Below are 24,238 nucleotides of genomic sequence, written 5' to 3' on the forward strand. Positions count from 1 at the left end.
ACCAGGCACCGTCCGCACCCCGTCATGCGGCGCTCATCGTCCAGGTGTTTGGACTTTGATGCGGATTGCGTTAACCTGCGCTCCCCTTTGGGTCAATGTCTGCTGTAGTGATGGCAGCAGTTGACGCAACTTGGTCGAGGCAGCGGCACTTGCCACCAGCAAGCACCACTCCCTGTCTTGTAGAGGACCCGGGAGTACGTGTGGGAGCAGGCTGGCCGGGATCAGGTGGCGAACCTGATCAAGGCACCAACGGGACTCGCGGACACGCTCCTGAAGCGCGGCCAGCGAGGGAGCTGACCCCACAGCCTGTTCCAGCGTGAGCATGGTTTGAGGTCGTTGATTGGATGACATGCGATGGGGGTGATCCGGTTCTGTCCGGATCCCAAGGCCCTGGCCAGGAAAGGTGGAACTGTGCACATCATTATCACGGATGCCTGGCTGGCCAAGAGCCGTGCCCTGCACCTCAATGGCCTCAAGCTGGTGGCCGTTGGCGCGCTGGCATCCGTGCTCTTGATGCTGGGCTCGATCGCCTCATACCACTGGATCTTCCTGGAAGGTGTGCGCAATAGCTGGCCGGGCTTTGCATCTTTGGGGCGTCTCATGTATCCAGACGACACCGACACACAGAACGCGTATTTGCGGGCGAACCTGGACGCCATGGCGCGCAAGCTGGGAGAGATGCAGGCGCGCATGGTGCAGATCGACTCGTTGGGAGAGCGCGTCGCGGGACTGGCCGGGTTGAGTCCCGCGGAGTTCAAGGTGCCCCAGGGTTCCGGTGGCGCGTTGGTCGGCGGACGTGACTTGAGCATGGAAGAACTGATGGGGGCGCTGGACCGAATTGATCAGACCAGTGGCTCGCGCGTGGACTGGCTCACCGTCGTGGAGTCGCGGCTTTTCGACCAGAAGATCCGGCGCACCATGGTGCCGACGGAAAAGCCGGTGGTGGGGGGGCACGTGGGCTCTCCATTTGGATTTCGCATCGACCCCATCACGGGCCGCTCGGCGCTGCACACGGGACTGGATTTCCCGGCGAATCCAGGCACGCCGATTCTCTCGGCTGCAGGAGGTCTGGTGGTGGTGCAGGAGTACCACGCCGCTTACGGCAACATGGTCGAAATCGACCATGGGAACGATCTGATTACCCGGTACGCGCATGCCTCCAAGGTGCTCGTGAAGAAGGGCGACATCGTGAAACGTGGTCAGAAGATCGCGGAAGTCGGCTCCACCGGGCGCTCCACCGGACCGCATCTGCACTTCGAAGTGTGGGTCTCCGGTGTGCCGCAAGACCCGGGCCGCTTTCTGGCCGCGGGGGAAAATCTCGCGTCGGCCAAGCCAGCGGCCCCCGGGCCGCGCCGACCCTGAACCTCGCACGGTGCGCCGGGTAAAATGCGCACTTTGCTCTTGAAAGCCCTGCGCTCGCCTGCACTTCACGGGTAGCGTCCCGTCTTTTGCACCCCCGGGTTCACAGGAGCCCTCCATTCCTTATCCGCCTGACCGGCATCCACGCGATCCCGGTGCAGGCCCGCACGTATGGCCACAAACTTCCTCACCAAAATCTTTGGTAGCCGCAATGACCGTCTTTTGAAGACGTATCGAAAGACGGTGGAGCGCATCAATGGCCTGGAGGCAAAGTTCGAGCAACTCAGCGATGACGATCTGAAAGCCCAGACGGGAGTGTTCAAGCAGCGCATCGCGCAAGGTGAGGCGCTTGAAGCGCTGCTGCCGGAGGCGTTTGCCGTCGTGCGTGAAGCGAGCAAGCGCGTGATGAAGATGCGCCACTTCGACGTGCAACTTGTTGGCGGGCTGGCGCTGCACCACGGCAAGGTGGCCGAGATGCGCACGGGTGAGGGCAAGACACTGACGGCCACGTTGCCGGTGTATCTGAACGCGCTCACCGGTAAAGGTGTTCACGTGGTCACCGTCAACGACTACCTGGCCAGCCGCGATGCGCAGTGGATGGGGCGCCTCTACAACTTTCTGGGTTTGACTGTGGGCATCAACCTGCCCCAGGCCCCGCGCGAGGAGAAGCAGGCTGCTTACCGCGCGGACATCACATACGGTACCAACAACGAGTACGGCTTCGACTATCTGCGCGACAACATGGTGTACGAAGCCGCGGACCGCGTGCAGCGTGGCCTGAACTACGCCATCGTCGACGAGGTGGACTCGATCCTGATCGACGAGGCGCGCACGCCGCTCATCATCAGCGGGCAGGCCGAGGACCAGACGCAGATCTACCTGGCCATCAAACAACTGGTGCCACACCTCACGCGCCAGGAAGGCGAGGCCGACGTGCGAACCGGTGAGGGCGTGATCACGCCGGGGGACTTCACCCTGGATGAAAAGGCGCATTCGATCCACCTGACAGAGCAGGGTCATGAGAAAGCCGAAGGTCTGTTGAGCCAGGCTGGGCTGTTGCCCGAAGGGGCTTCGCTGTACGACCCGGCCAACATCGCGCTGTTGCACCATTTGGTGACTTCGCTCAAGGCGCATCACCTTTATCACCGTGACCAGCACTATGTGAACCAGGGCGGTGAGATCGTGATCGTCGACGAATTCACTGGTCGCCTGATGTCGGGCCGGCGTTGGAGTGATGGCCTGCACCAGGCGGTTGAGGCCAAGGAGGGGGTGGCCATTCAGCCGGAGAACCAGACTCTGGCATCCATCACCTTCCAGAACTACTTCCGGCTCTACAGCAAGCTTGCCGGCATGACCGGAACCGCCGACACCGAGGCTTACGAGTTCCAGGAGATCTATGGTCTGGAGACCGTGGTGATCCCGCCCAACCGGCCGAGCAAGCGCACCGATCAGCTCGACCGTGTGTACAAGACCACCAAGGAAAAGTACGTTGCGGCCATTGAGGACATCCGCGAATGCCATCAGCGGGGGCAGCCGGTGCTCGTGGGGACTTCCTCCATCGAGAATTCCGAGATCATCGCCAGTTTGCTGCAGGCGGAAAAGTTGCCGCACGAGGTGCTCAATGCCAAGCAACATGCGCGCGAGGCCGACATCATCATCCAGGCCGGGCGTCCCGGCGCCATCACCATCGCCACCAACATGGCCGGTCGTGGCACCGACATCGTGCTTGGGGGCAACCTGGAGAAGATGGTCGACGCGGTGCAGAACGACGAGTCGCTCGATGAAGGCGCGAAGTCAAGTCGCGTCGAGGCCATCCGCCAGCAGTGGCAACAGGATCACGAGAAAGTGAAGTCGCTCGGCGGCTTGCGCATCATTGCGACCGAACGCCACGAATCGCGCCGCATTGACAACCAGCTGCGCGGCCGTTCCGGCCGACAGGGCGATCCCGGCTCCTCGCGCTTCTACCTGAGCCTGGACGACGCACTCATGCGCATCTTCGCCGGTGACCGCGTGCGCGCCATCATGGACCGCCTGAAGATGCCCGAGGGGGAGGCCATCGAGGCGGGCATCGTCACGCGCAGCATTGAAAGCGCTCAGCGCAAGGTTGAAGCGCGCAACTTCGACATTCGCAAACAGCTGCTGGAGTACGACGATGTCTCCAACGACCAGCGCAAGGTCATCTACCAGCAGCGCAACGACATTCTGGACGCCACCTCCCTGCGTGCCCAGATCGATGCATTGCGCGATGGCTGCTTCACCGACCTCGTGCACCAGTACGTGCCCGAAGGTAGCGTGGAGGAGCAGTGGGATCTGCCGACGCTCGAGCGCGTCCTTCGTGATGAGTGGTCTGTGGAGGCGCCGGTGACCACCTGGGTCTCCGACGCGGAAGCCATTGATGTGGAAGAGATCGTCGAACGCGTGCTGGCGGCGGCCAAGGCGGTGTTTGATAGCAAGGTGGCGCTCGTGGGCGAGGAAAATTTCACCCAGTTCGAGCGCGTGGTGTTGCTTCAGACCATTGACGGTCAGTGGCGCGAGCATCTCGCGGCGCTGGATTACCTGCGCCAGGGCATCCACTTGCGTGGTTATGCGCAGAAGCAGCCCAAACAGGAGTACAAGCGCGAGGCTTTCATGCTGTTTGGTCAGCTGCTCGACAGTGTCAAGAACGACGTCACGCGCATCCTCATCAATGTGCGTGTGCAATCGGCACAGCAGATGACCGAGGCCGCCGAGCAGCTTGAGGAGCGCGCCGAGCAGATCGCCAACGTCACCTACAGTGCGCCCACCGAGACGGGCGATGTGGAGACGAGATCGCTTGGCGGAGTGACAGCATCGTCGGTCCGGCCCTCGGGCGAGGTGCCGCGCGTGGGGCGCAATGAGCCGTGCCCCTGTGGCAGCGGCAAGAAGTACAAACACTGCCACGGCAAGCTGGATTGACGGTGGTGGGGTAGCCTACCCCCGGCCGCACTGTGGCGCGACACGGTTCATCGACGGAGTTCACATGCCTGTTCATCTCAATGTCCCCTTGGCTGCGGACCTACTGCCCATTGCCGGCGTGCGCATTGGCGTGGCCAAGGCGGGTATTCGCAAGGCGGATCGCAAGGACCTCACGGTGTTGCTGCTGGACGAAGGCTGCGCGGTGGGCGCGGTGTTCACCCGAAACCGATACGCTGCTGCCCCGGTGCAGGTCTGTCGGGACCATCTGGCGTCCGGTCAAGCCATCAGGGCACTGGTGATCAACACCGGCAACGCGAACGCCGGCACCGGAGAGCCCGGCCTGACTAGCGCGCGCCAGACCTGCCATGCGCTGGCGCGCTCGCTTGGCCTGCATCATGAACAGGTGCTGCCCTTTTCGACCGGTGTGATCATGGAGCCCCTGCCGCTGGACCGCTTGCTGGCCGGCCTGCCACAGGCGCTTGCCGATGCCGCGCAGCCGCAGTCCGGTGCGGGTGCGCAATGGCTTTCGGCGGCAGAAGGCATCATGACCACCGACACCCTGCCCAAGGCTTACAGCCAGCGCTTCGAGCTCGAGGGGCATGCCGTCAATGCCACCGGGATCGCCAAGGGCGCGGGCATGATCCGGCCCAATATGGCCACGATGCTGGGTTTTCTGGCCACCGACGCCAATGTGGCCCCGACCTTGATGGCCGAGCTGGCGCGGCGCCTGGCTGATGCTTCCTTTAACCGGGTGACCGTGGACGGTGACACCAGCACCAACGACTCTTTCGTGGTGGTCGCCACGGGCCGCGCCGGTCATGCTCCGGTGACGGATCTGGACAGTGCGGCCGGCCGCGCGCTGCTCGCCGCGCTGACATCGGTGGCGCGCCAACTGGCGCACGCCATCGTGCGCGACGGTGAAGGCGCCACGAAGTTCATGACCATTCAGGTTGAGGGCGGTCGAACCCCTGCCGAATGTCTGCAGGTGGCCTATGCGGTGGCGCATTCTCCGCTCGTCAAGACAGCGTTCTTCGCCAGCGACCCCAACCTGGGCCGTATCCTGGCGGCCGTGGGTTACGCGGGCGTTGACGACCTGGACGTCGGCGGCGTCGATCTGCACCTGGGCGATGTGCACGTGGTGAAGGCCGGTGGTCGTCATCCCGACTATCGCGAGGAGGATGGCCAGCGCGTGATGAAACAGGCCGAAATCCTGGTGCGCATTGGACTGGGCCGCGGGGCGCACACGGAAACGGTCTGGACCTGCGACTTCAGCCACGACTACGTGACCATCAACGCCGACTACAGGTCTTGAGCCCCATGCCCCGCCGCTTCGCGAGCCGTCGCCCATGAACGAGCATTTCGAACGCCTACTGCAGCGCGCCGAGCAGCTGATCACCCGCATCGAAGCCGTGCTGCCACGGCCGATGTCTGCGCCGGACTGGGCCTCGGCCGTGGCCTGGCGCTACCGCAAGCGCAGCAGCGGACATGGTGCACTGGAACCGGTGCGCCACGTGGGCGCCATGCGCCTGAGCGATCTGCAGGAGATCGATGGACAGAAGGACAAGATTCGGCGCAACACACTGCAGTTCGTACAGGGGCTGCCGGCGAACAATGTGCTGTTGACTGGTGCGCGCGGTACCGGCAAGTCATCGCTGGTGCGGGCCTGTCTCAACGAATACGCGCCGCAAGGCCTGCGGCTGATCGAGGTGGACAAGTCCGATTTGATTGATTTGCCGGACATCGTGGAGGTGGTGGCGTCGCGGCCCGAACGCTTCATCGTGTTTTGCGACGATCTCAGCTTCGAAGACGGCGAGCCGGGGTACAAGGCGCTGAAATCCATTCTGGATGGATCGGTGTCGGCGGCCAGCCCCAACGTGCTGATCTATGCCACCAGCAACCGGCGACACCTGCTGCCCGAGTACATGAAGGAGAATCTGACCTACACGCACACGGCCGAGGGGGAGGTGCACCCGGGCGAGGTGGTGGAGGAAAAGATATCGCTTTCCGAACGCTTTGGCTTGTGGGTGAGCTTCTACCCGTTCAGCCAGGACGAGTACCTCACCATCGTGGCGCAATGGCTGTCGTCTTTCGGAATTGCGGCTGCGCAGATCGAAGCTGCGCGTCCGCTCGCGCTGGTGTGGGCGCTGGAGCGAGGTTCTCGCAGCGGTCGCGTGGCATATCAGTTCGCGCGCGACTACGCGGGCACACACGCGACCCCGGCATGAACGAAACGGTCTTGGTGGTCGACGCCGACGCGGGCTTGCCTCGGCCGGTGGGGCGGCCCGTTGTGGACGTGGCTGTTGGCGTGTTGATCGCCCCCGACGGCGCGTTCCTGCTGACTTCGCGCCCTGAAGGCAAGGTGTATGCGGGCTACTGGGAATTTCCCGGCGGTAAGCTCGAAGCCGGCGAGACGGTCGAGCAGGCCTTGCGGCGCGAGCTGCTGGAGGAAATTGGCGTGACGATCGGCGCAGCGCCGGTCTGGAAAGTCTCGATGGTGGACTACCCTCATGCGTTGGTACGGCTTCACTTCTGCAAAATCAGAGACTGGAGCGGAGAGTTGCAGATGCGTGAGGGGCAGCGGTCGTCCTGGCAAACGCTGCCCGTGCGTTGCGAGCCGGTGCTGGCAGGTACCTTGCCCGTGTTGGAGTGGCTGGCCGACGAGCAGCATCGGCTGTCCTGAGCACGTGCGTCAGCTCTGCTCGAAGTCCGGGTCGCTCTGACCTTCTTTTTCGGGCAGCGTGAAGCTCTCGCTGGCCCAGGCGCCCAAGTCCATTTGCTTGCAGCGCTCGCTGCAAAACGGTCGATACCGATTGCACGGTGCGTACAAGCTGGGCCCGTTGCAACCGGGGCATCGGACGGTTCTTGCGGGCGCAGCGCCCGATGTGTTGTCGCTCAAGGCGTGAACCTCAGGCGCAAAGGGTCAACTCGAACGCGGCATCTTCCTGGGCCGGGTGGAGCCGGTCGTCTTCGCCATGGCGCATCAACCGCACCGACAGCATGAGCCGGTTGCCGCTGATCTCGGGGATCAACCCTTGCGATGGATCAATCCTCAGGCGCAGCAACTGGAAACTGCGGCCTTGGGGGAGCGTGAGCTGGAACTGACCACCAGGAGCCACCACTTTTTGAGCCGTGCCTGAATCGCGCAGCATCTTGAGCAGCTGCACAATGGACTCGGCCAGCGGCGCCAGCGGCATCGACCAGCGGTGCAGATCGGCACGCCGTTCCTCGGCGCTGCCGTGTTGCCAGTGGTAGTACGCAGGCAGATCGAATTCGCAAGTGCCGCCTGGTATACCAATACGGCTTCGAATGCTCATCAACCAATCATTCTCGGTGAGTGGTTGGCCAGTTTTTCCGGTCAATTGGTTTAACTGAGTGAAGCAGTCGTCGAGTTTCTGGATGACTTCGTCGAGTGCCTGCTCCGAGATCATGGGATTGCCGCGATAGCCGATGAGTTGCTGTTTGTGCCGGTCGAGGTCCTTGAGCACATCCGACTTCATGTCGGCGCGGGCGGCCACGTCCATGATCTCGAAGATCGTCTGGATGGCGTAGTGGTGGTCCAACGGATGGCTGCGCGGTACCAGCTCGACCATGCGGCGGAACAGCTGCTCAAGCCGCAGGTAGGTGCGAATGCGTTCGTTGAAGGGGTAGTCGTACAGAATCACGGCGGCGGGAGATCGCAAGGCAGGGCGGCGAGGGGGTGTTCATCATAGCCCGAACCGATTGGCCAGCCGCTGCGCGGATCGCTCGAGCTCGGCGATGTCGTCCCCATCGTTGAATACCACCAGATCGGCCGCAGCCAAGCGCATCGCCCTGGGGCTCTGGCTGCGCATCACGGACTCGGTGGTGGTGCGGTCCCATCCACTTCGGATCTGAACGCGGCGCGTCTGGGTCTCGGGTGTGCAGTCGACGACCAGGACGAGATCCAGCTGAGGGCGCCAGCGAGGTGACTCGACCAGAAGAGGAACATCGAACACCAGGCAGCTCGCCATGGAGGCACGGGCGCGGCGTGCGATCTCAGCGCTCACCAGCGGGTGGACAATGCGCTCCAGAGTCTGGCGCGCTTCGGGCCGCTCGAACACGTGTTCGCGCATGCGCTGTCGGTCGAGCGCACCATCTGCGGTGAGGAAGTCGGGACCAAAGGTCTGTGCAATGGAGGGCATTGCGGCACCTTGAGAAGTGGTGCAGTCGCGGGCAATCGCGTCGGCGTCGATCGTCTCGGCACCGCAGCTTTGTAGCATGCGCGCCAGAGAGCTCTTGCCACTGCCGATTCCACCTGTGAGGCCCACCTTGAGCAGGCGGCGCTGCTCGGATGCACTCACAGCCCGATGGCAGCCAAGATGGCCGAAGGTCCGAAAATCATTGAAGTCAACCCGGCGAGCGCCAGGAATGGCCCGAAAGGAACATAGCCGCCTTCGCGCAACTGACCTTTGAGCTTGATGGCAATGCCGATTACCGCGCCGATTACCGAAGCCATCAGGATCACCGGTATCAGCGCCTGCCAGCCGAACCAGGCGCCAAAAGCCGCGAAGAGCTTGAAGTCCCCGTAGCCCATCCCTTCCTTGCCGGTGAGCAACTTGAAGGTCCAGTAGATCAGCCACAACGACAGATACCCCGCCACAGCGCCCCAGAGGGCATCGGGGAGCAACGTGTCCGTCAACCGCAGTCCTGCAGCGCATAGCCCCGCCCAGAGCAGGGGCAGCGTGATGTCGTCGGGCAGCAGCGTGGTGTCCCAGTCAATCGCGGCCAGCGCCAGTACCGCGGCAGAGAAACCGCACCACGCAAGTGCTTCCCAGTCGTATCCCCAGCGCCACCCACACCAGGCAAACAAGGCGGCGGTGATCAGCTCGATGGCCGGGTAGCGCAGGCTGATGGGTGCCTTGCACTGGCTGCACCTGCCTCGCAGGGCGAGATAGCTGAATACGGGGATGTTCTCGAACCAGCGAATTTGATGGCCGCAATGGGGACACCGTGATCGAGGCGTCATCAGGTTGAAGCTCGCCTGTTCTTGCGCAATTGCTATAGCCTGGCCTTCAGTTTCCTGAAGCTCGGCGCATTCCGCAGTCCAGCGAAGCTCCATCATCTTGGGCAGCCGATGAATCACTACGTTGAGGAAACTGCCCACCAGGAGGCCCAGCAAGCCCAACAGCGCCGCCGTCGGCACCCCCAACTCAGGCATCAAACCACCTGGCCCAACTTGAAGATAGGGAGATACATGGACACGACGATGCCACCGATCACGGTGCCCAACACCACGATGATGATGGGCTCCATGAGGCTGGATATGCCGGCCACCATGTCGTCAACCTCGGCTTCGTAGAAGTCGGCGGCCTTGCCCAGCATATGGTCGATTGAGCCCGACTCTTCGCCGATCGCGCACATCTGCAGCACCATCGAGGGAAAGATGTTGGCATTGGTCATCGCCACCGTCAGGCTGGTGCCGGTGGACACCTCCTGCTGAATTTTTTCCGTTGCGATTGCATAGACCGAATTGCCCGATGCGCCTCCCACCGAGTCCAGGGCCTCCACCAGCGGCACACCGGCGGCGAACATCGTGGCCAGTGTGCGCGTCCAGCGCGCGATGACGGATTTTTCAATCAGCTCACCGAAGATCGGGAGCTTGAGCAGGAGTCGGTCCATGAACCGTTGCACCTTTTCGTTGCGCCGCCAGGCTTGCATGAAGAAATAGAAACCTCCACCGAGGCCACCGAAGATCAGCCACCAGTACTCGGTGAAGAACTCGCTCATCGCGATCACGAACAGAGTGGGCGCAGGAAGGTCTGCGCCGAAGGACGAGAAGACTTCCTTGAACGAGGGGATTACAAAGATCATGATGATGGTGACCACCACGAAGGCCACGATGATCACCGCAATAGGGTACATCAAGGCCGACTTGATCTTGGACTTGAGGGCCTCCGTCTTCTCCATGTAGGTGGCAAGGCGGTCGAGCAACTCTTCCAGAATACCGGCCGCTTCGCCCGCTTCAACCAAATTGCAGTAGAGGCTGTCGAAGTACAGCGGGTTCTTGCGGAACGCGGCGCTCAGCGAGGTGCCGGTTTCCACATCGGTCCGAATATCGTTGAGTAGCTTGGTCACGCTGGGGTTTGCGTTGCCTCGGCCCACAATGTCGAAGGCCTGCAGCAGTGGCACGCCCGCCTTCATCATGGTGGCAAGCTGGCGAGTGAAGATGGCAATGTCCTTGGGTTTGATCCGCTTGCCCGCGCTCATGCGGCGCTTCTTGACCTTGCCGGGCACGATACCCTGCCGACGCAGCGCAGCCAGAACCTGGTTTTCACCCGCGGCTCGCGTTTCTCCGCGCACGGTCTTGCCATTTCGGTCCTTGCCTTCCCATTCGAAGACGACGTCTTTGACGCTTTTGGATACTGCCGTTGCCATGATGTCCTCTGGGGCTTGTGTCGGGAGGGAGCTACTCGTTGGTAACGCTAAGCACTTCATCGAGTGATGTCAGGCCCAGCTTGACCTTGAGCAGGCCCGATTCGCGCAGCGTGCGGACGCCTTCCTTGCTGGCTTGTTGCGCAATGTCCAGCGCACTGCCTCCGCGCAGGATGATGCGTTGAATCTCTTCCGAAATCGGCATCACCTGGTAGATGCCGACGCGGCCCTTGTAGCCGTTGTTGCAGGCCGAGCAGCCCACTGGCTTGTAGGGTGTCCAGGTGCCGTCGAGATCTTCTGCCTTGAATCCAGCGTCCATCAAAGCCTTGCGGGGCGCGTCGAGCGGGGCCTTGCACGTGGCGCACAGGCGCCGAGCCAGCCGTTGGGCGGTGATGAGGATTACGCTGGATGCGATGTTGAACGTGGGAATGCCCATGTTCATCATGCGGGTCAGCGTGGTGGGCGCGTCATTGGTGTGCAACGTGGACAACACCATGTGACCGGTCTGCGCGGCCTTGATCGAGATGTCGGCGGTCTCCAAATCGCGAATCTCGCCCACCATGATCACGTCAGGATCCTGCCGCAGGAAGGCTTTGAGCGCCGCCGCAAAGGTCAGACCTGCCTTCTCATTGACGTTGACCTGGTTGACGCCGGGCAAGTTGATTTCAGACGGGTCCTCGGCCGTGGAGATGTTGATCCCTGGCTTGTTCAGGATGTTCAGGCATGTGTAGAGCGACACCGTCTTGCCGGAACCGGTAGGGCCGGTCACCAGCACCATGCCGTAGGGCCGGCTGATGGCGCTCATCAGCCGTTCCTTTTCTTCCGGCTCATATCCCAGCGCATCAATGCCGACCTTGGCGCTGCTCGGATCCAGGATACGAATCACGATCTTTTCGCCGAAAAGTGTAGGCAGTGTGCTGACCCGGAAATCGATCACTCTCTCCGGACCGATCTTGAGCTTCATGCGCCCATCTTGTGGAACCCGCTTTTCGGAGATGTCCATGCGGGAAATCACCTTGATGCGTGACGCCAGCTTGTCCTTGATCGCAACTGGCGGGGACGCGATTTCGCGCAGTTCACCGTCAACCCGGAAGCGCACACGGTAGTTGTGTTCGTAGGGCTCGAAGTGCAGATCGGAGGCGCGCATGTTGAACGCGTCAATCAGCATCTTGTGCAGGAACTTGACCACGGGAGCGTCATCGACTTCCGAAGACTTGTCCGTCGCGTCGTTCGTCGTCGTATCGGTGGTGACTTCGTCAAACTCGAAGTCGCCACCGATGATGTTGTCCATCGTGTCGTTGATGCTGGTGGTCTGAGTTTCCACCAACTTGCTGAGCTTGTCGTACTCGGCAATGACCCAGTCAACGCCCATCTGGGTGGCAAACTTGATCTTTTCTGCAGCTTGCTGATCGGACGGATCAGCCGTTGCAACCATCAGCCGATTGTTGCGCTTGCTCAGTACAACAATGCGGTAGTCGGCGCAAATCTTGGGGTCCAGCAGGCCACTGGGAAGGCGCTGAATGTCGACGGCATCCAGATCGAGCAGGGGCGCAGCAAAAGCTACCGACATTGTGTGGGCCAGATCTGACGCTGACACCGCGCCTGAGCCCGTCAGCTCCGCGATGAAGCTGGTTCGACCACCCTGCGCCTTGCGGTAGAGGTCTTCAGCGGCCTTCTGCCCGAGCTTGCCAGCGGACACCAGCGCTCGCCCCAGGCCGGGCAATGCCATGGAGGGGGTATCCTGAGGGGCAGTTTCGACGGACGCCATAAGGCTGTAATCTATCGTAAATCAAGGACTTGCCCGTCACTATTGAGGCAACTTGTCTTGAAAATGCGGGTTCCCCCGTATCGGGCGTTGTATCGAGGACGCGAAAAGCGACCGTCCAACACCTTATCGGCGTGGACGAGGTTGCGCTGAAGGGGAAGAATCTGGTCGGGGTGAGAGGATTCGAACCTCCGGCCTCTACGTCCCGAACGTAGCGCTCTACCAGGCTAAGCTACACCCCGATGGACCTGCTGGTCGATCAAAAGGCGGCTGAGAACCGCCCCAAGCCGCCTAAGATCGTCGCTCAAGCAAGCCAGCCGACAATTGTAGCAAAGCCGCGCTGTAGGCATTGACCGGCAATTGCTTTGCCGCGTTGATGGCGCGCCGGGCTTCGGCATGCGCGCTGGTTCTGGCGGCATCCAGCGCACCCGTTTGGAGGATGATGTCCCGGATGGCGTCCAGATGGGCCAGATCGCCCTCTTCAATCGCCCGTCGAATGAGCGTTTGCTGCGCCTCGTTGCCAGCACGAAGGGCGCAGATGATGGGTAGGGTGACCTTTCCCTCTCGCAGATCATCTCCCAGGTTCTTGCCCAATTCGTCGGTGCTGCCTTCATAGTCAAGCACGTCGTCGACGACCTGAAAGGCTGTGCCGAGGGCCTGTCCGTATTGTGCGCACAATGCCTCGGTGCGGGCATCGGCGCCGGCCAGGATCGGCGCCAGTCGGGCACTGGCCTCGAAGAGCTTGGCGGTCTTGGAGCGAATCACACGCAGGTAGGCAGCCTCATCGATCCGTGCATCGTGCATGTTCATCAACTGCAGCACCTCGCCCTCTGCAATCACGTTGGTGGCATCGGACAGCACCTGCATCACACGCATGTTGTTGATGTCCACCATCATTTGAAACGCCCGTGAGTACAGGAAGTCGCCAACCAGGACGCTGGCCGCGTTGCCGAAGCGTTCATTGGCGGTCTCGCGGCCCCGGCGAAGGGTAGATTCATCGACCACGTCATCGTGCAGCAGCGTGGCTGTGTGAATGAACTCGACCACCGCAGCAAGAGCGTGGCGTTGGGGATTCTGGCTCTGGATGGCGCCACTGACCAGCAGTAGCAAAGCGGGTCGCAGACGCTTGCCGCCAGCGGAGATGATGTATTGCGCTACCTCGCGTACCAGAGGGACTTCGGTCGTCAGGCGCTCGCTGATGACTTGGTCCACCTGCAGCATGTCGGACTGGATCAACTCCAGCGGGTTGAAGGCTTGGGCGGCGGAGGTGGACAAGATGGGATGCTTGCGAGGCGCTTGAAGAGGGTAGCGATTATAGAAAGCCAGGAAGTCCAGGAGCGGGCGACAGCCTGATCCAGATTCGCGTTTGTAACTGCGGGCCGCTTGTAAGGCCGCCGGGAGTCGCAGCTTGTCGCCAAGGCGATCACGTGCTAGAATTTTGGGCTCGGCGGAATTTCGTCCACCGGGTTCCATTCGTGGAATTCACTCAAGAGGTTCATATGTACGCGGTCATAAAAACCGGTGGCAAACAATATCGTGTTGCTGCTGGCGAAAAAATCAAAGTAGAACAGATTGCTGCGGATGTGGGCCAAGAGATCGTGTTTGACCAGGTTCTGGCTGTCGGCAACGGCACCGAGATCAAGGTTGGCACTCCCTTGGTTTCCGGCGCAACGGTCACGGTCACGGTGTTGGCCCACGGCAGGCACGACAAGGTCAGCATCTTCAAGATGCGCCGTCGCAAGCACTACCAGAAGCGCCAGGGTCACCGGCAGAATTTCACCGAGCTGCAGATTGCGTCGATCGCAGCCTGAGGAGTAAGTCAACATGGCACAGAAAAAAGGCGGCGGCTCAACGCGAAACGGGCGCGATTCCAAGCCCAAGATGCTCGGTGTGAAGGCATTTGGTGGCGAGTTGGTCAGCGCGGGCGCGATCATCGTGCGTCAGCGGGGCACCAAGTTCCACCCTGGCCTGAACGTGGGTTTGGGCAAGGATCACACGATATTCGCCACGGTCGACGGCCACGTGACCTTTGCGGTCAAGGGCGCACTGAATCGCCAGGTCGTCAGCATCACCCCCGTTTGACGGGACTTTTCTGCTGCTCGATGTAAGAATCCGGGCGGTGTGATGGACACAGGTGATGTGTCGAATTCAAAAGGCCCGCCTGAGCGGGCTTTTTGTTTGGGGCGGGCCTGTTGTTGGGCTCATTACGGGCGGCTTCTTTTGCTGGAACACACGTCATGAAATTTGTGGACGAAGCCATGATCGATGTCGCTGCGGGCGATGGTGGCAACGGCTGCGCGTCGTTCCGGCACGAGAAGTACAAAGAGTTCGGCGGCCCCGATGGCGGGGATGGCGGTCGCGGCGGGCACGTTTATGCCGTTGCTGATGCCAGCCTGAATACCTTGGTCGACTTTCGATTCACCCGTCGCTTCGAGGCGCACCGCGGTGAGCATGGCAAAGGCTCGGACATGTTCGGCGTCAAGGGCGATGACATTGTGCTCAAGATGCCGGTCGGCACCATCATCTCCGACGCCGAGACGGGGGAAGTGTTGTTTGAACTGCTGCAGCCAGGCGAGCAGATCACCATCGCCAAAGGGGGAGACGGTGGTTTCGGCAACATGCACTACAAGAGTTCGACCAACCGGGCGCCTCGCCAGAAGACGCCAGGCTGGCCGGGTGAGAAGCGCTCGCTCAGGCTGGAACTCAAGGTGCTGGCCGACGTTGGACTGCTGGGAATGCCGAACGCGGGCAAGTCCACCCTGATTTCGGCCATATCCAATGCGCGTCCCAAGATCGCCGACTACCCGTTCACGACCTTGCATCCCAACCTGGGGGTGGTTCGTGTTGGTCCAGAGAAAAGTTTCGTGGTCGCTGATGTTCCTGGCCTGATCGAAGGAGCCTCCGAGGGTGCGGGCCTGGGTCACCAGTTTCTGCGCCACCTGCAGCGCACGCGCCTGTTGCTGCACATGGTTGATGTGGCACCGTTCGACGAAGGTGTCGACCCCGTGGTCCAGGCCCGGGCCATCGTGGCCGAACTCAGGAAGTTCGATCAGAAACTGTACGAAAAACCCCGCTGGCTGGTATTGAACAAGCTGGACATGGTGCCTGCCGAGTCGCGCGAACAGCGCGTCAAGGACATCGTGAAGCGCCTGAAGTACAAGGGTCCGGTGTTCGAAATCTCGGCACTCACCCGCGAAGGTTGCGAGTTGTTGGTGCAGAAGGTGTATCAGCACATTGCGCAGATGCACCAGTCGCAGCAGGCGCCGGTTGAAGTGGATCCGCGTTTCGTGGATGGCACGGACTCGCGTTGAATTCAAAGGATCTGGCTTCATGGACACCACTTTTTCCGCGCAACTCGGTGATGCGCTGAACATGTCCGGTGCTGCACCGGTCGCGGTGTGCAAGGCGGCGCGCCGCATTGTGGTCAAGGTGGGTTCCAGTCTTGTAACCAATGACGGACGCGGGCTGGACGAAGAAGCCATTGAGCAATGGAGTCGGCAGCTCGCGGGCCTTGTGCAACAAGGGCGCGAGGTGATCATGGTCAGCAGTGGCGCGGTGGCCGAAGGGATGAAGCGGCTGGGTTGGAGCGTTAGACCCAGGGAAGTCAACGAGCTCCAGGCGGCGGCAGCGGTCGGTCAGATGGGCCTGGTGCAGATGTACGAGACCAAGCTGCGCGGCTGCGGCGTTGGCAGTGCCCAGGTGCTGCTGACGCACGCCGATCTGGCTGATCGTGAACGGTACCTGAACGCACGCTCGACCTTGCTGACCCTGTTGCAATTGGGCGTGGTGCCGGTGATCAATGAGAACGACACGGTCGTGAACGATGAGATCAAGTTCGGCGACAACGACACACTCGGTGCGCTCGTGGCTAACCTGGTGGAAGCAGACGTGCTGGTCATCCTTACTGATCAGAAAGGCCTGTACACCGCGGATCCGCGCCGGGATCCGGCAGCGCAGTTTGTGCATACGGCGCGCGCTGGTGATGTGCGCCTGGAGTCCATGGCTGGCGGGACTGGAACAGGTATTGGCAAGGGCGGCATGATCACCAAGATACTGGCCGCCAAACGGGCAGCTGGTTCGGGCGCGTCCACCGTGATTGCCTGGGGGCGGGAGTCCGATGTGCTGCTGCGACTTGCGGGGGGCGAGGCCATCGGTACTTGCCTGGTGGCGCAGACGCCGAAGAATCAGGCGCGAAAGCGCTGGATTGCCGACCATCTCCAGTTGCGTGGCGCTGTGTTGGTGGACGATGGCGCAGTCGGCAAGATTGTTGGTGAGGGCAAGAGTCTGCTGCCGATTGGCATGACCGCGGTGGAGGGAGAGTTCTCCCGTGGCGACGTCATCGCCGTGCGCGATGCGCGGGGACTGGAAGTGGCTCGCGGACTGGCCAACTATGCGAGCAGCGAGGCGAGGCTCATTTGCCGCAAGTCTTCCGCCGACTTCGAACGCTTGCTGGGCTACTTGGCCGAGCACGAAATGATCCACCGCGACAACCTCGTGCTGACACGGGCTTGAGCCCGTGTTCTGGCGCTGTTACGGGGTGCTGTTGGGTCGACCGTTTTTCAGGATACGCAGGATTTTCCGGGTGTCGCCCGAGACCGTGCGGCCCTCGCAGATTCCCGCGCGGGCCAGCATCATCGCGGGGCGGGTGAATCCGCTGAACGACAACGTCTGCCATTCGTCCTTGGAGTCGGTGTTCCAGCTGTCCCGGTTGTCCCAGCGTCCATAGGTCTTGACCTCGGCAGTCTCACAGCGGATGCCTTGGTACAACGCATTGAGCGCGCCGCTGGAACTGCGCGCGACCAGCACGTAGCGCACCACGCCATCGTCTCCTACGGATAGCGTCTCGGGATCGATGCCATAGGCCAGAGCGGAGTCCCGCTTGACCTCGAACATTTGCAGGCGGTCGATTCTGAACCTTGCCGGGGGAGCCACCTCAGCCTCCTGCCACAGTTTGGTGTCAGGGTCGCTGGTCTGGGCGTACGTTGTAACTGGAGACGCGCACAGAAAACAAAAGGTCAGTGCGCTGACGGCGAGGCAGGCTTTACCGCGCAGCGCCTGGTGAAAGGCATGGATCATTTGTAGGGTGTCTGGGTGGGGACTGCGCCGCTTTGCGGATCGGGGTCAAAACTGGCCCCCGGAGGCAACTCAAGACCGCGAGGGGCTTCCGAGACAGGTGCGGGCGTCTGCGCGCCTTCATCGTGCCGATGGCGCGTGCCCCCTCGCAGAAAACGGTTGCGGGTGTCGTTCCTGGGCAAGTAGCGGGCAAGTTCGGTGAGCGCCATTTCATAGACGCCGCGCTTGAACTCCACCACCACGTCCAGTGGCACCCAGTAGTCGTGCCAGCGCCAGGCGTCGAACTCGGGGTGGCTGGTGGCACGAAGGTTGAGATTCCAATCCTGTGCGATCAAGCGCAGCAGGTACCAGATCTGTTTCTGCCCTTTGTAGTGGCCACGCGCGTCGCGGCGGATGAAACGGTCCGGCACTTCGTAGCGCAACCAGTCCCGCGTTCGGGCCACGATGCTCACGTGCTCGGGCAAGAGCCCCACTTCCTCGTGCAGCTCCCGGTACATCGCCTGCTCGGGTGTCTCGCCCCTGTCGATGCCACCTTGCGGAAACTGCCAGGAGTGTGAGCGGATGCGTTTGCCCCAGAACACCTGGTTTCGCTGGTTGAGCAGAATGATGCCGACATTGGGCCTGAAGCCTTCTCTGTCAAGCATAATCAACCCCAAATTTTTAAACTGTGTTCATTATGCATCGCGCACGGCGCGCTGCGAAGTGACCACACACCTGTAGCGACGTCCGGCGCAGGTGGTCCTCCCGGTGTCGGTGACGGATTGTTTCTCCCGGTTCCACCCTTGTTTCTCCAACCGTTGCCTGCTGGCAGAACCTCGCTCGTCCATGAAAGCCTCCCAATTCCTGATCACCACCCTCAAGGAAGCGCCGGCTGACGCGGAAGTCGTCAGTCACCAACTCATGACGCGCGCCGGCTTGATCAAGAAGCTGGGTGCTGGCATCTACAGCTACATGCCCATGGGCTTGCGCGTGATCCGCAAGGTGGAAGCGATCGTGCGCGAGGAAATGAACCGGGCGGGCGCTGTGGAGCTGCTCATGCCCGTGGTGCAGCCGGCCGAGTTCTGGCAGGAAACCGGTCGCTGGGACAAGATGGGGCCCGAACTCATGCGGGTGAAGGACCGGCACGACCGGGATTTCATCATCCAGCCAACGAGCGAGGAGGTGGTGACCGACATCGCCCGACAGGAGTTGCGCAGCTACAAGCAGCTGCCGCGCAACCTGTACCACATCCAGACCAAGTTCCGCGACGAGCGCCGCCCGAGGTTCGGCGTCATGCGCAGCCGCGAGTTCATCATGAAAGACGCCTACAGTTTTGATCGCGACCTGGACGGCGCAAAGGCGAGCTACCAGGTGATGGCGGGCGCCTACCGCGCGATCTTCGACCGCTTTGGACTGCGCTACCGCGCGGTGGCGGCCGACAGCGGCGCCATTGGTGGCGATTTGAGCGAGGAGTTTCAGGTCATCGCGGCCACGGGGGAGGACGCCATCGTGTACTGCCCCACCAGCGACTATGCGGCGAACATGGAGAAGGCCGAGGCGCTGGCGCCGGTGGGGCCACGCCCGGCGGCTGCCAACCCCATGGTCAGGATGCCCACGCCAGGCAAAAGCACCTGCGCGGATGTGGCTACGCTGCTGGGCGTGCCGCTGGCGACCACGGTGAAGTCGCTGGTGCTCGCCACCGACGAGCTCAACGAGGCGGGTGAGATCGTCAAAAGCCAGGTCTGGCTGCTTTTGCTGCGCGGCGACCACGACATGAACGAGGTCAAGGTGGGCAAGGTGCCGGGTCTGGACAACGGCTTTCGCTTTGCCACGGTGCCCGAGATCGTCGACCACTTCGGCACCCGGCCGGGCTACCTCGGCCCCATCGGGTTGAAGAAGCCCGTGAAGATCGTGGCCGACCGCGAAGCCGCGGTAATGGCCGACTGGATCTGCGGTGCCAATGAGGAGGATGCCCACCTCACGGGGGTGAACTGGGGTCGCGATCTGCCCGAGCCCGATGCCGTGGCCGACCTGCGCAACATCGTCGAGGGCGACGCCTCGCCCGATGGCAAGGGTGTGCTGGCGATCGAGCGCGGCATCGAAGTGGGCCACATCTTCGTGCTCGGCACCAAGTACAGCAAGGCCATGAACGCGACCTTCCTGGACGAGGCTGGCAAGCCGCAGTTTCTCGAAATGGGCTGCTATGGCATCGGCATCACGCGCCTGCCGGCTGCGGCCATCGAGCAGAACCATGACGAACGCGGCATCATCTGGCCCGACGCGCTGGCGCCGTTCACCGTCGTGATCTGCCCGATCGGCATGGACCGCAGCGCCGAGGTCAAAACCGCCGCCGAGCAGCTTTACTCGGATCTGATGGCCGCCGGCATCGACGCGATCCTGGACGACCGAGGCGAGCGGCCGGGCGCCATGTTTGCAGATTGGGAACTCATCGGCGTGCCGCACCGCGTCACCATCGGCGACCGTGGTCTCAAGGCCGGGCAGGTCGAGTACCAGCACCGCCGCGATGCAGCGGCCACCCAGGTCGCGGTTGGCGAGGTGTTGGAGCTTCTGAAGGGCAAACTGGCGGCATGAAACCCTTGCCGTGGTCGCGACGGGACTGCCTGCTCGCCACAGGTGCGCTGGGGTTGTCCGCGCTGCCGATTCAGTCCCGGGCAGGCGGACAGCTCGAAGAACCGCTGGCCGATTCCGTGCGTGGTGCACTCAGCGCCGCCATCTCCAACAGCGCGCCGCCGGTGCCCGAATTCACCGACTTGGAGAAGCGCCTGGCGTACCTGCGCTGGCTGGGCGCTACCAGTGATCGCCTGAAGCGCCGCAAGCCTGACTTCCAGACCCGCATCGAGTTCTTGCAAACCATCTGGTACGAAACCCGGCGTGCGGGACTGGACACCACCATGGTGCTTGGGCTGGTGCAGGTGGAGAGCGCCTTCAGGAAGTTCGCCATTTCGCGTGTGGGCGCGCGAGGCTATATGCAGATCATGCCCTTCTGGTCGCGCCTGATCGGTGACGGAGACGTCGGGCGGCTGTTCAACATGCAGACCAACCTGCGCTTTGGATGTGTGATCCTGCGCCACTACCTCGACCGCGAGCGCGGAGACACCTTTCTCGCGCTGGGCCGCTACAACGGCAGCCGCGGCAGGGCCGCGTACCCGAACGCGGTGTACGCGGCCGCGAAAAACTGGGCGCACCCCGACGCCTGATCGAAGGGATTCACTGGATGAAGCCGATGCGACTCTTGCCCGCCCCCGCACGTGGGAGGTCGTCGGGCTCGACACGGTAGCGGTTGTCCAGTCGCGCGTTGCCAAAGGCCGTCACCAGCGCGCGTCGCATCTCGCGGGGCGCCAGCGCGGCGAGCTGGTCCAGCACGTCGTCTGCCGGCTCGGGGTCGAAGCGCTGGCCCCAGTCGTGTTCGCCCAGGATGCCGCGGTAGAGGTGTGCGGCGATCTTGCGCGCGGCCTCGGGCGAGGGCGGCGCGATCTCGTACACGTTCATGCGGTTCATGATGGGGTCGGGGATGCCACGCTCGTCGTTGGCGGTCGTGACCCAGATCACCTGACTGGCATCGATCGGCACCTCGGCGAATTCGTCCACGAAGGTTTGTGCGGTGTCGTGCTCGAGCAGGCTGTAGAGCGCGCCCAGTGGGTCGTACTGCGCGTCTGCGGCGGCCTTGTCGATCTCGTCCACCACGATCACCGGGTTGGCGTACTGACCGTCAACCAAGGCCTCGAACACCTTGCCGGGCTTGGCGCCCTTCCATTGCGAGGACGAACCCGAGAGCAGCCAGCCCGCGGTCATGGAGCTCATGGGAACGAGGCTCATGCTGGTGCCCAGCAGGTCGGCGAGCTGGCGCGCGAAATGGGTTTTGCCCACGCCCGGGGGGCCCAGCAAAAGGATGGGTGTGACCTCCAGGCTGTCTCGGCTGTCCTGGCTCAGCGCCACGTGGCGCTTCACGTCATCGAGGACGTCGCCGAAGTTGGGCAGCAGGTCGTAGAGCGGCGCCATGTCGGGCACGCCGGAGGGTTTGACGGCGAAGCGCTGCGGCCCGCGTTCGAGCATGCGCTGCCAGGTGTTGCGCAGGCTTTCGTAGTCGCGCTCGTTGCCGCTGGCCTGCAGATTGGCCAGCTTGCGCTCGACCTCGTCGGTGCTGAACACGCTGCGCATCTGGGCGATGGGCAGGCCAAGGGAGGGTGAAGCGACCAGGCTGTGTGAGCTCATGCGGTTCTCCTGAGGGTTCGGCGACGATTTCATTCAAGCACAAGACGTGCCGGCGCGCCAAACCGAAAAGCAACCCAAACCCGCCGCATACGGATGGATCGCCACGGCGTGTGCGAAAAGACGCAATCAGAAAGCACGAAGCCACCCGGAGGTGGCTTCGCCTGGTGTCGGCTTCGGGATCAGGTCTGGCCGCTGATGACCTGCTGCAGCTCGCCCGACTGGTACATCTCCATCATGATGTCCGACCCCCCCACGAACTCGCCCTTGACGTAGAGCTGCGGGATGGTGGGCCAGTTGCTGTATTCCTTGATGCCCTGGCGGATGCTGTCGTCCTCCAGCACATTGACGGTGGTCAGGGTGCGGGGCTCGACGCCGCAGGCTTTGAGGATCTGGATCGCCCGGCCGGAGAAGCCGCACATGGGAAAGCTCGCGTTGCCCTTCATGAACAACACGATGTCGTGGGATTTGACCAACTGGTCGATTCGGGTTTGCGCGTCGCTCATGGCTGAAAGATCCTTCTGCGAAACGGGCCTCGGCGGACCCGGAAACGACCTACATTATCGCCGCTGCGGCCATTGCCCGCCGCTGCAGCGGGCAATGCCTGCCAGGTCGGCGCGGCTTCGGACCTGGTCGAAACCGGCGGCACGCAGCAGGGCGCAAGCCGCTTCGGCCTGGTCGTGGCCGTGCTCCAGCAGCAGCCAGCCGCCAGGATGCAGGGCCGCCGGGGCATGCGCGACGATATGGCGGATGTCGTCCAGGCCGTCATTGCCTGCCGTCAGGGCCGAGAGGGGTTCGTGCCCGAGTGCGGCCAGGTGGGCGTCGCCCTCGGCAATGTAGGGAGGGTTGCTGGCAATGACGTCAAAGCGCTGCCCGGGCAGGGCGCCGAACCAGTGGCCAGCATGGAAATCCACGGTGAGCTGCAAGCGCTGGGCATTGGACCGCGCGACGGCCAGGGCGGCGTCGCTGGCATCGGTGGCGAACACACGGGCTTCGGGACGCTGGGCCTTGAGGGCAAGCGCGATGGCGCCGCTGCCGGTACCGAGGTCGAGCACGTGCGCGGGTGCGGGACAGTGGTCGATGTGCTCGATCGTCCAGCGCACCAGCGTTTCGGTGTCGGGGCGGGGCACGAGCACACGCGCGTCCACCCGCAGCGTGAGCCCGAAGAATTCCTGGTCCCCCCGCAGATAGGCCATGGGCTCGCCGTCAGCGCGGCGTCGTGCCAGCGCGTCCAGTCGCTCAGTGGCCCCAGCGCCCAGCGCGTCGTCGTCGTGCGCCACCAACCAGGCGCGATCGTGCGCGCTGCGCCCGAGCGCCAGCAGCAGCAGCATCTGCGCGTCCACCCGGTCAAAGCCCTGTTGGTGAAGGCGCGCAAGCGCCTGGCGCAGCGTCATGACCCGTTGCGCTGTTCGAGCTCGGCCAGCAGCTCGGTGCCACGCGCCACCTGCAGTGCGTGGATCACTTCGTCAAGGTCGCCCTCCATCACCTGCAGCACCTTGTAGAGCGTGAGGTTGATGCGGTGGTCCGTGACGCGGCCTTGCGGGAAGTTGTAGGTGCGGATGCGGTCGCTGCGGTCGCCGCTGCCGATCAGGCCCTTGCGCGTGGCGGCTTCTGCGGCCGCGCGCTCGCTGCGTTCTTTCTCCTGCAGCCGCGCGGTCAGCACCTGCAACGCCTTGGCCTTGTTGCTGTGCTGTGAGCGACCGTCCTGGCATTCGGCGGTGATGCCGGTGGGCAGGTGGGTCACGCGCACCGCGGAGTCGGTCTTGTTGATGTGCTGGCCACCGGCGCCGCTGGCGCGGTAGGTGTCGATGCGCAAATCGCTCGGGTTGAGTTGTACCGCCTGGGTTTCATCGGGCTCCGGCATCACGGCCACGGTGGCCGCGCTGGTGTGGATGCGGCCCTGTGTCTCTGTCGCCGGCACGCGCTGCACGCGGTGGCCCCCGGACTCGAAACGCAGCCGGCCGTAGGCGCCGGGGCCGGCCACGCGCAGCACGATCTCCTTGTAGCCCCCAAGTTCACCGGGCGACTCGCTCACGGTTTCGACCTGCCAGCGCTGGCGCTCGGCGTAGCGGGTGTACAGCCGCGCCAGGTCGCCAGCGAACAGGGCGGACTCGTCGCCTCCCGTGCCGGCGCGGATTTCCACGAAGGCGTTGCGTTCGTCGTCGGGGTCCCGGGGCAGCAGGAGCTGCTGCAACTGGGTATCGAGCTGTTCCATGTCGGCCGCGGCCGCCTCGATCTCTTCTTGCGCCATCTCGGCCATGTCCGGGTCGTTGACCATCTCCCTGGCCGACGCCGCGTCCGCTTCGCGCTGCAGATAGCGGTTGAACACGTCGACCACGACCGAGACCTCGGCGTGTTCGCGGCTCAGCGCGCGGAAACGGTCCATCTGGTCGACCACATCGGGCGCGGAGAGCAGGGCGTCGAGCTCGTGCAGGCGGGCTCGCTGGCGCAGCAGGGTGTCTCGGACAAAGGGTTTCATGGGGTTGTGGCGACCCGCTCAGGCCAGCG

At 62.9% G+C, this 24,238-nt stretch carries 24 protein-coding genes and 1 tRNA gene; 11 read left to right on the top strand and 14 right to left on the bottom strand.

What is annotated here, in order from left to right; translation table 11 throughout:
* The first annotated feature begins 354 nt into the window (after positions 1-354).
* From AB7P10_RS00315 to AB7P10_RS00335, 5 genes are all read left to right on the top strand, one after another.
* The gene (locus AB7P10_RS00315) at positions 355-1,362 is read left to right on the top strand and encodes a M23 family metallopeptidase (RefSeq protein WP_428291844.1); all 1,008 of its coding nucleotides are present in this window, start codon (positions 355-357) and stop codon (positions 1,360-1,362) included.
* A 168-nt stretch (positions 1,363-1,530) separates the two neighbouring features.
* Positions 1,531-4,293 carry a preprotein translocase subunit SecA gene (gene secA, locus AB7P10_RS00320; protein WP_428291845.1) on the top strand — a complete coding sequence of 921 codons (2,763 nt, stop codon included), beginning with the start codon at positions 1,531-1,533 and terminating at the stop codon, positions 4,291-4,293.
* A 64-nt stretch (positions 4,294-4,357) separates the two neighbouring features.
* Positions 4,358-5,605: a bifunctional glutamate N-acetyltransferase/amino-acid acetyltransferase ArgJ gene (gene argJ / locus AB7P10_RS00325; protein ID WP_428292172.1), complete on the top strand. Its 1,248-nt coding sequence runs from the start codon at positions 4,358-4,360 to the stop codon at positions 5,603-5,605.
* 34 nt (positions 5,606-5,639) lie between these two features.
* Positions 5,640-6,518 carry an ATP-binding protein gene (locus tag AB7P10_RS00330; RefSeq protein ID WP_428291846.1) on the top strand — a complete coding sequence of 293 codons (879 nt, stop codon included), beginning with the start codon at positions 5,640-5,642 and terminating at the stop codon, positions 6,516-6,518.
* Positions 6,515-6,973, top strand: coding sequence for an NUDIX domain-containing protein (locus AB7P10_RS00335; RefSeq protein ID WP_428291847.1), 459 nt, complete (start codon positions 6,515-6,517; stop codon positions 6,971-6,973). Before AB7P10_RS00330 ends, AB7P10_RS00335 begins: the two co-directional genes overlap by 4 nt.
* 9 nt (positions 6,974-6,982) lie before the next feature.
* Here AB7P10_RS00335 and AB7P10_RS00340 read toward each other — a convergent pair whose 3' ends face one another.
* The 8 genes from AB7P10_RS00340 to AB7P10_RS00375 all read right to left on the bottom strand — a co-directional run bounded on the left by AB7P10_RS00340 (position 6,983) and on the right by AB7P10_RS00375 (position 13,669).
* Entirely contained in the window at positions 6,983-7,189 is a 207-nt protein-coding gene (locus tag AB7P10_RS00340; RefSeq protein WP_428291848.1) for a DNA gyrase inhibitor YacG, read from the bottom strand.
* 10 nt (positions 7,190-7,199) lie between these two features.
* Positions 7,200-7,955: a cell division protein ZapD gene (zapD, locus tag AB7P10_RS00345; protein WP_428291849.1), complete on the bottom strand. Its 756-nt coding sequence runs from the start codon at positions 7,953-7,955 to the stop codon at positions 7,200-7,202.
* Between the two features lie 42 nt (positions 7,956-7,997).
* A complete protein-coding gene (gene coaE, locus AB7P10_RS00350) occupies positions 7,998-8,612 on the bottom strand; it encodes a dephospho-CoA kinase (RefSeq protein WP_428291850.1) in 615 nt (204 codons plus the stop codon).
* Positions 8,609-9,469, bottom strand: coding sequence for a prepilin peptidase (locus AB7P10_RS00355; protein ID WP_428291851.1), 861 nt, complete (start codon positions 9,467-9,469; stop codon positions 8,609-8,611). Before AB7P10_RS00355 ends, coaE begins: the two co-directional genes overlap by 4 nt.
* On the bottom strand, positions 9,469-10,686 hold the full coding sequence (locus tag AB7P10_RS00360; RefSeq protein ID WP_428291852.1) for a type II secretion system F family protein: 1,218 nt from the start codon (positions 10,684-10,686) through the stop codon (positions 9,469-9,471). Before AB7P10_RS00360 ends, AB7P10_RS00355 begins: the two co-directional genes overlap by 1 nt.
* A gap of 31 nt (positions 10,687-10,717) precedes the next feature.
* Positions 10,718-12,451: a type IV-A pilus assembly ATPase PilB gene (gene pilB, locus AB7P10_RS00365; protein WP_428291853.1), complete on the bottom strand. Its 1,734-nt coding sequence runs from the start codon at positions 12,449-12,451 to the stop codon at positions 10,718-10,720.
* A gap of 162 nt (positions 12,452-12,613) precedes the next feature.
* A tRNA-Pro gene (locus tag AB7P10_RS00370) sits at positions 12,614-12,690 on the bottom strand.
* Positions 12,691-12,739: 49 nt separating this feature from the next.
* Entirely contained in the window at positions 12,740-13,669 is a 930-nt protein-coding gene (locus tag AB7P10_RS00375) for a polyprenyl synthetase family protein (protein WP_428292173.1), read from the bottom strand.
* Between the two features lie 278 nt (positions 13,670-13,947).
* On the opposite strand from AB7P10_RS00375, the gene rplU reads away from it, so the two are divergent.
* From rplU to proB, 4 genes are all read left to right on the top strand, one after another.
* Positions 13,948-14,259 carry a 50S ribosomal protein L21 gene (gene rplU / locus AB7P10_RS00380; RefSeq protein ID WP_137917938.1) on the top strand — a complete coding sequence of 104 codons (312 nt, stop codon included), beginning with the start codon at positions 13,948-13,950 and terminating at the stop codon, positions 14,257-14,259.
* Positions 14,260-14,272: 13 nt separating this feature from the next.
* Entirely contained in the window at positions 14,273-14,530 is a 258-nt protein-coding gene (rpmA, locus tag AB7P10_RS00385; protein ID WP_428291854.1) for a 50S ribosomal protein L27, read from the top strand.
* A 155-nt stretch (positions 14,531-14,685) separates the two neighbouring features.
* Positions 14,686-15,759: an Obg family GTPase CgtA gene (cgtA, locus tag AB7P10_RS00390; RefSeq protein ID WP_428292174.1), complete on the top strand. Its 1,074-nt coding sequence runs from the start codon at positions 14,686-14,688 to the stop codon at positions 15,757-15,759.
* 61 nt (positions 15,760-15,820) lie between these two features.
* Complete coding sequence (gene proB / locus AB7P10_RS00395; RefSeq protein WP_428292175.1) at positions 15,821-16,960, top strand: glutamate 5-kinase; 1,140 nt, start codon at positions 15,821-15,823, stop codon at positions 16,958-16,960.
* Positions 16,961-16,978: 18 nt separating this feature from the next.
* Here proB and AB7P10_RS00400 read toward each other — a convergent pair whose 3' ends face one another.
* Together AB7P10_RS00400 and AB7P10_RS00405 are read right to left on the bottom strand one after the other, a co-directional pair.
* A complete protein-coding gene (locus AB7P10_RS00400) occupies positions 16,979-17,524 on the bottom strand; it encodes a CNP1-like family protein (protein WP_428291855.1) in 546 nt (181 codons plus the stop codon).
* Complete coding sequence (locus AB7P10_RS00405) at positions 17,521-18,165, bottom strand: RNA pyrophosphohydrolase (RefSeq protein ID WP_428291856.1); 645 nt, start codon at positions 18,163-18,165, stop codon at positions 17,521-17,523. Before AB7P10_RS00405 ends, AB7P10_RS00400 begins: the two co-directional genes overlap by 4 nt.
* A 181-nt stretch (positions 18,166-18,346) precedes the next feature.
* Here AB7P10_RS00405 and AB7P10_RS00410 point away from each other — a divergent pair, with 181 nt between their 5' ends.
* The gene (locus tag AB7P10_RS00410) at positions 18,347-20,092 is read left to right on the top strand and encodes a proline--tRNA ligase (RefSeq protein ID WP_428291857.1); all 1,746 of its coding nucleotides are present in this window, start codon (positions 18,347-18,349) and stop codon (positions 20,090-20,092) included.
* On the top strand, positions 20,089-20,718 hold the full coding sequence (locus AB7P10_RS00415) for a lytic transglycosylase domain-containing protein (RefSeq protein ID WP_428291858.1): 630 nt from the start codon (positions 20,089-20,091) through the stop codon (positions 20,716-20,718). Before AB7P10_RS00410 ends, AB7P10_RS00415 begins: the two co-directional genes overlap by 4 nt.
* A gap of 10 nt (positions 20,719-20,728) precedes the next feature.
* Here the strand turns inward: AB7P10_RS00415 and AB7P10_RS00420 are convergent, their stop codons facing one another.
* The 4 genes from AB7P10_RS00420 to prfA form a co-directional block, all read right to left on the bottom strand.
* Complete coding sequence (locus AB7P10_RS00420) at positions 20,729-21,733, bottom strand: AAA family ATPase (protein ID WP_428291859.1); 1,005 nt, start codon at positions 21,731-21,733, stop codon at positions 20,729-20,731.
* Positions 21,734-21,912: 179 nt separating this feature from the next.
* Positions 21,913-22,236, bottom strand: coding sequence for a Grx4 family monothiol glutaredoxin (gene grxD, locus AB7P10_RS00425; RefSeq protein WP_428291860.1), 324 nt, complete (start codon positions 22,234-22,236; stop codon positions 21,913-21,915).
* 54 nt (positions 22,237-22,290) lie between these two features.
* On the bottom strand, positions 22,291-23,124 hold the full coding sequence (prmC, locus tag AB7P10_RS00430; RefSeq protein WP_428291861.1) for a peptide chain release factor N(5)-glutamine methyltransferase: 834 nt from the start codon (positions 23,122-23,124) through the stop codon (positions 22,291-22,293).
* Positions 23,121-24,209, bottom strand: coding sequence for a peptide chain release factor 1 (prfA, locus tag AB7P10_RS00435; RefSeq protein ID WP_428291862.1), 1,089 nt, complete (start codon positions 24,207-24,209; stop codon positions 23,121-23,123). The genes prmC and prfA overlap by 4 nt, the downstream gene beginning before the upstream one ends.
* Positions 24,210-24,238 lie beyond the last annotated feature (29 nt).

Origin of the sequence: Hydrogenophaga sp., assembly GCF_050182545.1 — a bacterium.
In the GTDB taxonomy this organism is placed as follows: domain Bacteria; phylum Pseudomonadota; class Gammaproteobacteria; order Burkholderiales; family Burkholderiaceae_C; genus Hydrogenophaga.